General features: G+C 61.8%; 7 protein-coding genes and 1 riboswitch. Of the genes, 4 read left to right on the forward strand and 3 right to left on the reverse strand.

The window, feature by feature from the left end:
* Nucleotides 1-78 precede the first annotated feature (78 nt).
* From B3C64_RS01535 to B3C64_RS01545, 3 genes are all read left to right on the forward strand, one after another.
* Entirely contained in the window at nt 79-2,289 is a 2,211-nt protein-coding gene (locus B3C64_RS01535) for a hypothetical protein (protein ID WP_291533262.1), read from the forward strand.
* A 158-nt stretch (nt 2,290-2,447) separates the two neighbouring features.
* On the forward strand, nt 2,448-4,109 hold the full coding sequence (locus B3C64_RS01540; protein WP_291533247.1) for an aryl-sulfate sulfotransferase: 1,662 nt from the start codon (nt 2,448-2,450) through the stop codon (nt 4,107-4,109).
* A gap of 26 nt (nt 4,110-4,135) precedes the next feature.
* Nucleotides 4,136-4,936, forward strand: coding sequence for an energy-coupling factor ABC transporter ATP-binding protein (locus tag B3C64_RS01545; RefSeq protein ID WP_291533248.1), 801 nt, complete (start codon nt 4,136-4,138; stop codon nt 4,934-4,936).
* A 99-nt stretch (nt 4,937-5,035) separates the two neighbouring features.
* Here B3C64_RS01545 and B3C64_RS01550 read toward each other — a convergent pair whose 3' ends face one another.
* The 3 genes from B3C64_RS01550 to B3C64_RS01560 form a co-directional block, all read right to left on the reverse strand.
* Entirely contained in the window at nt 5,036-6,202 is a 1,167-nt protein-coding gene (locus B3C64_RS01550) for a pyridoxal phosphate-dependent aminotransferase (RefSeq protein WP_291533249.1), read from the reverse strand.
* A 205-nt stretch (nt 6,203-6,407) separates the two neighbouring features.
* Nucleotides 6,408-7,175, reverse strand: coding sequence for a polyphosphate--glucose phosphotransferase (gene ppgK / locus B3C64_RS01555; RefSeq protein WP_291533250.1), 768 nt, complete (start codon nt 7,173-7,175; stop codon nt 6,408-6,410).
* A gap of 244 nt (nt 7,176-7,419) precedes the next feature.
* On the reverse strand, nt 7,420-8,433 hold the full coding sequence (locus B3C64_RS01560) for a glycosyltransferase family 2 protein (protein ID WP_291533251.1): 1,014 nt from the start codon (nt 8,431-8,433) through the stop codon (nt 7,420-7,422).
* Nucleotides 8,434-8,582: 149 nt separating this feature from the next.
* A riboswitch (TPP riboswitch) is annotated at nt 8,583-8,689 on the forward strand.
* On the opposite strand from B3C64_RS01560, the gene tenA reads away from it, so the two are divergent.
* Nucleotides 8,675-9,448: a thiaminase II gene (gene tenA / locus B3C64_RS01565; RefSeq protein ID WP_291533252.1), complete on the forward strand. Its 774-nt coding sequence runs from the start codon at nt 8,675-8,677 to the stop codon at nt 9,446-9,448. It overlaps the preceding riboswitch by 15 nt.
* Nucleotides 9,449-9,515: the final 67 nt, after the last annotated feature.

The raw sequence follows: 9,515 nt of genomic DNA on the forward strand, positions 1-9,515 counted from the left end.
TGAGGCATGTGTCCATTCTTTCAATGCAATGCGACATGCGGCTATTAGAATAATGACGTGGCTTTTTCGAAGGAACGTATGTTGGCGCGTCGTCGTAGGTGCGCGGCCATTGTAGCTGTTTTCGTTGTCGTGGTGTTGGTGGAGTGCGTGTTGTGCAATCTGCCGTTTTTCCGCACGGTGGCGGCGTCGGGCGATTCGGCGGCCGCGTATAACACGTTGGGGCCAGGTCTTGAACGGACGAAGGATGGCCTGTTGCGGGTCACCGATCCGACGCAGGCGTATTTGCAGGTGGCTGCGGACGGTTCTTCGGATTACGTGCGTGTCGATCCGGTTTCGGATGGGGTCTTGTCGCGCGCGTTGCGTTCCCGCTCGGCGTCGGAGAACGTGTTGTGGACCGTTCGCGTTCGTCCTGATGCGGATCGTCGGGCGTGCGGGGTGAGTTCGGTGTCGTTGTCGTCTCCGCGCTCGTTGTACGTGAAGGCGGTGGCCGGGCGCACGGTCCGTCTGCAGATTCTCGAGCCGAAGGGTTCGTTGATTCCGTTCGAGGCGGTGCGGGCGAATGTGCGGGTGCCGTTCTCGTTGAGTCCGTTGCGTATCGTGGCGATGCTGCTGTTGTTCGCGTTGGTGGCGTTGTGGCGTCCGGGGTCGAGGCTGTGGAAGGTTCCCGTGGACATGTCGCGTCGACGGCAGCGGATCGTTCTGGCTTTGGTCCTGGCCGTTCCGGCTGCGGCGACGTTGGCCGGGGTGGTGTGGCAGTTGGCGAACGCGGTGCCGTTGCGTTTTCATTCGGATGGCATGTATACGTATGATTTCGACCAATACGACCATGTCGCGCAGTCGTTGCTGCATGGCCGTCTGTGGCTTGACCTTGATGTGCCCGACGCGCTGTCGGGCGTTTCGGACCCGTATGATGTGGCGACCCGTCAGCGTCTGTTGCATTCCGGGGTGCAGCCGATTTATTGGGATTACGCGTTTTTCCATGGACATTGGTACTCGTATTTCGGCGTGGTTCCGGCGGTGCTGCTGTTCGTGCCGTACCGTTTGGTCACGTCGTTGTGGGTCGATGGCGGTTTGGCGTTGCCGACGGGCGCGGCCGTGTTGTTGCTGATGTTTGGTTTTCTGGTGTTCTCATGTCTGCTGACGGTCCGGTTGGCGGTCCGTCTGCGGCCCGGGGTGTCGGCCGCGGCGACCGGCATGCTGTGCGCGTTCGTGTTGTTGGCTTCCAACGGCGCGTATTTGTGGTATCGCACGAATTTCTATTCGGTGCCGATCGCGGCGTCCCTGATGCTGAGCACGCTGGGGTTGTGGCTGTGGCTGGGCGCGTCGATGCCGCGCAAAAGCCGTTCCGGGGGTCCCGCGGATCCCGGCGCCTGCATGTCGGATGACGGCGTGCCCGCGCTGTCGCTGCCGCATCTGGCGGCCGGTTCGGTGTGCATCGCGGCGAATCTGGGCTGCCGGCCGCCGTTCGTGCTGGTGGCGCTGCTGGCGTTCCCGATGTTCTGGCCGCAGATCCGTTCCATCATCCGTCGTCTGTCGGCGTCTCGCCGCGCCGGCACGGACACGTCCGGTATTGGGACGGTCGCGCGTGTCGGGGTGTTGCGGTTGCTGCGCGCGCCGCTTGCGGTGGTGATTCCCGCATTGGTGGTCGTGGTTCCGCTGTTCGCCTATAATGCGGCCCGTTTCGGTTCGCCGTTGGATTTCGGCTCGGCATATCAGATGACGGTCACCGATCTGACGAGCTACCGTCAGCCGGCGTCGAATCTTGTGATGACGGTCGTGTATTACCTGTTTCTGCCGTTGCGGTTCACTTCCACGTTCCCGTTCCTCGCGGTGTCGCCGTCGCCGTTGCCGTCCTGGGGGTTCGCGGAGGCGATGCCCGGCGGTCTGCTTCCCATGGTTCCGCTGGCGGCGGCCGCGTTCGCGCTGCCGTTCCTGCGCCGGCGCATGCGCGCTTGCGGCGACGCGAACCTGTGGCATACCCTGATGGGGTGCCTGCTGCTGGGATTGCTGGTCGTCGTGTTGGATGCGCGTCTTGCCGGTCTGGGCTGGCGGTATATGGCCGATTTCGGCTGGCTGTTCGCTTTGGCGGCGATGCCGGCGCCGCTCACCATGTTGGATTGCCGTGGCGTCCGGCTGCGTTGGTTGGCCCGTGCGGCGTTCCTCGCGCTGTTGGTGTTCGGCATCGTGGTCATGGTGATGTCGCTGTTCATGTTCGGACGCGATGACGAGATGTTCCGCAACAACGCGCCGCTGTTCCACGAGGTGCAGTCGTGGTTCGCGCTGCTGTAGCGGGCGCCGTTCCGTCCTATGGACATGTCTTTCAGGTATATTTCAGCTTTTTATCACGTATCATCCAAGTTTTTTTCCGGTTCGTTCCGAGGTTGCCGGATAATAGTTGATATCGTCAGTGTTCGCTTTAAGATGAAAATCACCGTGGAGATTCCATCATGAAACTCTTGTCGTTGTTGTCAGCCCATTCCCATGCCAAGCGTTGGCTCGCCGCCGCGCTCGCATTGATAGTCGCGGCGGGCGTGTGCCTCGCCAGCTACGGCAACGTGGACGCGGCCATCCGCCAGAACAGGATCGAACGTCTCAACGCGCGCATCGAGAACATCTACACGTCCGAATACCAGAATGCGGCGGATGAGAAACTCGCGCAGGAGAAATCCACGTCGGCGGCGACCGAGGACGACATGCTCATCGTCGAGAACCCCTACGGCACCAACACCACGTCCCTGTACGTGTATTTCACCACCGATGACGCGGTGTCCGTCTCCTATACCGTGCACGCGGACGGATACGCCGATTTCACGCGTACCGCGTATCAGCGGTCCAAATACGCCAAAACCCATGAATTCCAGTTGCTCGGACTCATTCCCGACGTGAAGAACACAATCACGTTCACCTTGACGAACAGCGACGGCGATTCCCGCACGAAGACCGTCGAACGCAAGGGCGCCTCGCTGCTCGGCAACGAGGAGACGCAGCTCGAGCAGACCGTCTCCGCGAAGTCCGGTCAGAACCTCGGCGACGGGTTGTACGCGATCCTCGGCAACGATTCCGACGAGCAGGACTTCATGTTCTACTACGACACGAACGGCGTGCTGCGCGGCGAGATCCCCGTGCTCTACTATCGTTCGCACCGTCTTCTGTTCGACAAGAACGGCCTGATGTGGTTCTCCGCGTCCACCAAGCATATGGTCGGCATGAACCGTCTCGGCAAGCTGGAGAAGATCTACGACCTGGGCTCCAGGTACATTCTGCACCACGACTACGCGTTGGATTCCAACGGCGACATCGTGATGCTCGCCACCGAGCTCAACCGAGACGACCACGCCGTCCAGGACCAGGTCGCCAAGCTCGACACATCCACCGGCAAGGTCACCAAGGTGTTGGACTTCGGCGAGATGTTCGCCGACTACAAGGCGTCGACCACGCATGCCGGCACCGACGAGTCGGATATGAGCGCGAAGGGCCGTTGGGATTGGCTGCACGTCAACACCATCCAGCTGCTCGATGACGGCTCGGCGCTGTTCTCCGCCCGCGAGACCTCCACCATCATCAAGGTGAACGACCTGGAAAGCAATCCGACGCTCGACTACATGATCGGCGAACGATCCGTGTGGAAGGGCACCAAGGAGGCGTCCTCGTTCCTGACGAAGGTCGGCGACTTCTCCGACACCGGCGGCCAGCATTCCATCACCTACGTCGCCGACGACTCGCTGCCCGACGGCCAGTACTACCTGTACATGTTCGACAACAACTACGGCACCTCGCTGACCCGTCCAGACTTCGACTGGTCCGTGATCGACGGCATCTCGACCGAATTCTCGTCCGACACGGCCAACTCGCAGTACCGCAAATACCTGGTGGATGAGAACGCCGGCACCTACACGGAAGTCTCCTCCTTCGACGTGCCCTACTCGCCGTACGTGTCGTCCGCGCAGGAGCTCTACAACGGCAACATCCTCATCGATTCGGGCATGAAGGGGCTGTTCGGCCAGTATTCGTCCGACGGCACGCTATTGGCGCAGTACAAGATGACGCTCAGCTCGAGCTACATCTACCGCGTGTACTCCTACGATTTCTCCGGCTTCTACTTCGCCTGACCCGCGCGCGTCCTACAATCGGTTCCATGGGATTGTTTGATGCATTGTTCGCCGGCAAGCGTTCCGTTCCGGCATCCGAGGCGACGTTCATCCTCGACAAGGCGGGACATGTCTACGATGACGGCAACGTCGGATTGCGGGACGCCACGATCACCATCACGCCAAGCAACAGACGCGTGGCGGTGATCGGGCTGAACGGTTCCGGAAAGACCACGCTGCTGAAGCTGCTGGACGGCGCGCTCACGGCCACGTCCGGCACGGTGCGGATCGCGGCCGACGACACGGATTACGACCCGTCAGTCAAACGCGATCTGCGCCGCATCGAGGATATGGTCGGACGCGTGCGCCGCGAGGAGATCCCGAACAGCTACTATCAGGCCAAGTCGATCCGCGAGGCGGTCGAGCAGCCGTTGAAGAAGCACAAGGTTCCGGAAAGCGAACGCCAGGCGATCATCGGCAACCTGTTCGCGCATTTCGATCTGGCATCCGTGGCCCGAGAGCCGGCCTCCGCGTTGGACGGCGAGAAAAGGCACCTGCTGGCGATCGCCGCGGCGCTGAGCTTCTCCCCCGCCGTCATCGTCGCGGACGAGCCGACCAAGGGATTGGACGAAATCGCTTCGGCGCGGGTCGCCAAGGCGCTGTTCAGCTACGGCAAGCAGGTGATTTTCGCAACGCATGACACGGAGCTGATCACACGTCCGGAATACGCGATCGACCGTGTGATCGTCGTCGATGAGCATCGCATCGTCTTCGATGGCGACGCGCATGAGGCCGTCGGCCACTATACCGATCTCATCCAGGCCAGATACAAGGCGCTGAAAGCCTGATTCGTCCGAAGCCCGCCGAATGGATGTGTCCCAGCCGATTCCGTTTTGGTCGGGACATGCGTTCGGCGGGCTTCGACAATCCAAGCGTGCCGATCGGGTTCAGCCGATGAGTTCGTTGACCGTGTCGAGCACCACGCGCACGTTGCCGCGGAACTCCTCAGGCTCCGGTAGGAGGGAGATCGCCAGATAGCCGTTCGAGGTCATGTCGAAGAAGTATCCGGGCTGTCCGGAGACGCCGTGCCGGTCGATCATCCGCAGCACCAGCTCGTTCTCGTCAAGCACTCCCGGCACGCGGAGCAGCACGTTCCATCCGCCTTCGGCACGCAGCACATCGACCAGATGATGCTCGTCGGCGTCCAACATGGCATGCAGAGCTTCGAGATTGCCGCGCACCCGTTCGCGCACGCGTGCGGTCTGCGCTGGAGCATCCTGGAGCAATGCGGGGATGCGCTTAGCGATGATCTCGCTCAGCGGCAGATAATCATCGGCGATCACATCAAGCCGACGCTTCGCCTCGGCCACATCCGCATCAGGACCCGATACTTGAATCCAGCCGACTTTGGCATGCGGCGCGGCGAGCATTTTCGAAAAACCATCGAGCGCGAATGTAAGAGCGCCGCGCTCCCCCGCGAGACGCGCGTTGCCGGAGAATGGCTCGAGGTCGTAGTCGTAGAACACCTCGTCGGCGATGATGGCCACCTCGTGGCGCGCGCACAGGTTCACAATCGCTTCCCGCTCCGAGGGTTTCACATACGATCCGGTCGGATTGTTGGGGTTGATGAGCACCAAGGCCCTGATGCGCGCGCCGTCCGGGCCGTCCAGCATGCCTTCGAGTTCGGCGACGTCGATGTACCAGGATCCGTCGAACCGCTGCTGGTATTCGATCGTGTCGACGCATTCGAGACGCGCGATCGATTCGATCAGCGGGTATCCCGGCTTGGGTGCGAGTACGGCGTCACCCGCGTCGCACAGCAGTTTGATCAGCCACGAATAGGCCTCCGACGTGGAGCTCAGCACATACAGGTCGTCCGGTGTGCAATGGCCGATTTCCTGCGCGTCGAGGAACGCGGCCAACGCCTCGCGCGCGTACCGCTGGCCGCGCGGATCGGCGGTGTATACGGCGGGCACGGCGGCCGGGGCGAGCGCGTGCCGGGTCGGATTGGAGTCGTTGAGTCTTCCCAGCGTCCGTCCGGCCGCTTTCGCCGCGGCCTCCGCCTTTGCTATCGGATTGGGTTCGCTGATGTCGACTCGTGAGGAAAAACGCATGGTTCCACACTACTCGCACCACGGGAAGCGCCATCGTGCACGTCGCGCGTCCGGCGCGCGGCGTCTTTCCTTGCGATTCGCGCCGAACGGACCACGCCGGCAGATCGCATGTCCGACCTGCCGGCCGCAACGGATATGCGAAAGGTCTCCGGACCATTCGGCGATGGTACGGAGACCTCTGGAAAACTCGCGGGTAGACGGCACGTCAGCGCTGCTTCACGCTTGCGTAGTATGCGGCGCCGACGATGCCGGCCTCGTTGTGCAGCTGGGCCGCGACGATCGGGGTCTTGATATCGATGTACGGCAGGAACTTCTGGGATACGCGCGATACGCCGCCGCCTACGACGAACAGCTGCGGATCCAGGTAGAACTCCACCAGGGAGTAGTACTTGGTCAGGCGCTTCGCCCACTTCTTGTAGCCCATATCGAGCTTCTCGCGTACCGAGGACGCCGCGTACTTCTCGGCGTCGCCCTTGTTCTTGAGCAGTTGCAGGTGCCCCAGCTCGGTGTTCGGGATGAGCTCTCCGTTGAATATCAGCGCGGTGCCGATGCCAGTACCCAGCGTGGTGGCGACGACCAGGCCGTCCTGCCCCTTGGCCGCGCCGAAACGCTGTTCCGCCAATCCCGCCGCGTCGGCGTCGTTCACCACGGTGACGGGGCGCCCACAGGCTTCGGAGAACACTTCGGTGACGTCCACGCCGACCCAGGACTGGTCCAGGTTGGCCATGTATCCGAGTTTCTCGCCCACATGGATCGGTGCCGGGAAGGCGATGCCGACCGGCGCGGATTCGGGCACTTCGAAGTGTTCGAGCTGCTGGCGGACGATGTCGCCGACCGCCTGCGGGGTGGAGACCTCGGGAGTGAGAATCTTCAGACGTGGTTCGGCGAATTCGCCCTTTTCGAGATTCACCGGCGCGGCTTTGATGCCGGAACCACCGATATCGACGCCGAATGCCTGTGCAGTTTCAATCATCGTTGACCTCTCCTATCAAGGTTGCGTTTTGGAGTTTCGAACCGGTATTCGCCATGGTAACTCGCATCATGCCCAAAAAACGCGTTCAGGACACGATTTGTGAATACGATTGCATAATCTGCCACGCGGAATTTCCGCCGACGTCGATGGTTTTCTGCAAACGAATGCCCCATGCCGGTCGAACATGCCGTGCATGGGGCATTCAGAACGTGGTGCGACGTTCGTTTAAGCGGCGAGTCCGCCGTCACTTCAACGGCGGCATCGGGCTCCAGTCCGGGGCGTGCAGCAGCTTGCGGGAGTCCCACCATCCCTTGACGATCTGCACCAGACCGGTCCCGACATGCCCGCGGTCGACCATCACCAGGCGGATGACCTCCTTGGCGGCGGTCAGCAGGGTGCCCAGGCCGAACAGCAATGGACGGTAATCGCCGTAGGTCATGAAGTAGCGCGCCATGTATCCGCGGTTGCGCATGATGTGGTAACGGTTCATGTCGGAGGTGGAGTTGAGCTGGCGCAGACCGGCGATGTCCCAGTTGCCGATCTCGCGGGTGCGGCGGAGGATCACGTCGGGCACCACGATCGGATTGGTGACCTTGCTGGCGCGGTAGCCGTACATCGTGTCATCCCAGTAGATGAAGAAGCGCGGATCGGGCAGACCGATCTGCTCGACGATGTTGCGGCGGAACAGTCCGCCTTCGAAGCACAGCGTGTCCATGACGCGGTAGCCCGCGGGACCGAACGCCGAAGGCGCGATCGGATTCGGGATGCCGAGCGGCACGATGAAATCGTACTGCCAGTAGAACGGGCCGCCGTCGTAGTCGTAGCGGCTGCCCTGGATCACGTCATGGCGGTCGGTCCACTTCGCCAGACGCTCGATGGCCTCCGGCATCACGGCCACGTCGTCGTCCATGACCCAGAACCATTCGGCGCCCAGCTCATAGGCCTTTTCCACACCTGCGGAGAAGCCGCCGGCGCCGCCGAGGTTCGCGGTCTGCGGCGCGTACACCACCCGGCTTTCGTTGCCCGACCTGTCGGCCACGGTCTCGCCCCACTGGGCGGTGACCTTGGCGCGGAAGTCCTCGACCATGCCGCGGGTCCTGTCGGACCGCTCGTTGTCCACGACGACGACGCGCCACGGCGCGACCGTCAGTTTCTCGATGGATTCGAACAGCGTGGCGAGCAGCTGCTGGCGCTTGTACGTCACCACGACGATGGCCAGCTTCTCGATGGTTTTCTTCGCAACTTGCTTTTCAGTCATGGGCTCCATTGTTGCACTCGCCCTCAACCGTATGAAAACCGTATGGCCCCAACGTTCCAAACGCCTTCGGAGAATCGCCTTCCATGTTCGGATATGTCAATTTCGCGACATGTTTCTTGCGTGGCGCGTGCGGTTTTGGCATAATGGTCGATGTAATGCAGGGGAACCCGCGCGACGGGTTGAGATGGGCGTGGCCGTCCGAACCCTTTGAACCTGATGGCTAACACCAGCGTAGGGAGGCATGTCTTTGACTGGTACGACATCAACGACTCCATTCGACCGTGAATACGACGCGACGCTTGGCGTGCGGCGCGACAATCTTCCGCCATTCGCGCAACGTCTGCGCAAGACCGCGGACCTGGTGTGGGAGGAGGGTTACCGGCAGCCGTTCATCCGCGAACTCGGCGCCGGAACGCTCGACCGCGACCGCTTCGCCTTTTATCTTCTGCAGGATTTCCGCTATCTGAACGATTACGCGAAGGTCCACGCCCTGGGATTGGCGAAAACCGACGATCCGGAAATCATGCGGTTCATGCTCGACGTGCAGAACGGCGCGCTGAAGGTCGAAACCACCGTGCACCGCACGTATCTGTCGAGTTACGGCATCACCGAAGAGCAGATGGACAACGTGCGCCAGTCGGCGTTCGCGCGCGCATATACGTCGAACATCCTGTCCATCGCGTACGGCGGGGACATCGCCGACATCCTCGTGGCCGTGCTCCCCTGCGCTTGGGTGTACGCCGATTACGGATACCGGCTCGCGCGCGAGTTCGAGGGCACTTTGGACGCCAACCCGTACAAGAGCTGGGTCGACATGTACAAAACGGACGAGTTCTGGCAGGGTTCCGTCTGGCTGATCGAGCATATCGAGAAAATCGCCGCGGACCTGGACGAAAAACGCAGAAAGGAGCTGGTCGACATCTTCGTGACCGGCGTGGAGAACGAGTACATGTTCTGGGCGAGCGCGTACGACATGCAGTACGCGTGGAGGCCGGAATGGGACGGGGAGCGCTGAGGCCCGATTCCGACGACTCCTTGACTTCCGATTGTTTTTCCATTGCGCAAAGGGCGGCCCGCCATCC

Origin of the sequence: Bifidobacterium sp. UBA6881 (assembly GCA_002451435.1) — a bacterium.
Taxonomy (GTDB): domain Bacteria; phylum Actinomycetota; class Actinomycetes; order Actinomycetales; family Bifidobacteriaceae; genus Bifidobacterium.

Coding starts and splice junctions, on each gene's coding strand:
- B3C64_RS01540 (WP_291533247.1), top strand. CDS start 2,448: ATGAAACTCTTGTCGTTGTTGTCAGCCCATTCCCATGCCAAGCGTTGG.
- B3C64_RS01535 (WP_291533262.1), top strand. CDS start 79: ATGTTGGCGCGTCGTCGTAGGTGCGCGGCCATTGTAGCTGTTTTCGTT.
- tenA (WP_291533252.1), top strand. CDS start 8,675: ATGTCTTTGACTGGTACGACATCAACGACTCCATTCGACCGTGAATAC.
- ppgK (WP_291533250.1), bottom strand. CDS start 7,175: ATGATTGAAACTGCACAGGCATTCGGCGTCGATATCGGTGGTTCCGGC.
- B3C64_RS01550 (WP_291533249.1), bottom strand. CDS start 6,202: ATGCGTTTTTCCTCACGAGTCGACATCAGCGAACCCAATCCGATAGCA.
- B3C64_RS01560 (WP_291533251.1), bottom strand. CDS start 8,433: ATGACTGAAAAGCAAGTTGCGAAGAAAACCATCGAGAAGCTGGCCATC.
- B3C64_RS01545 (WP_291533248.1), top strand. CDS start 4,136: ATGGGATTGTTTGATGCATTGTTCGCCGGCAAGCGTTCCGTTCCGGCA.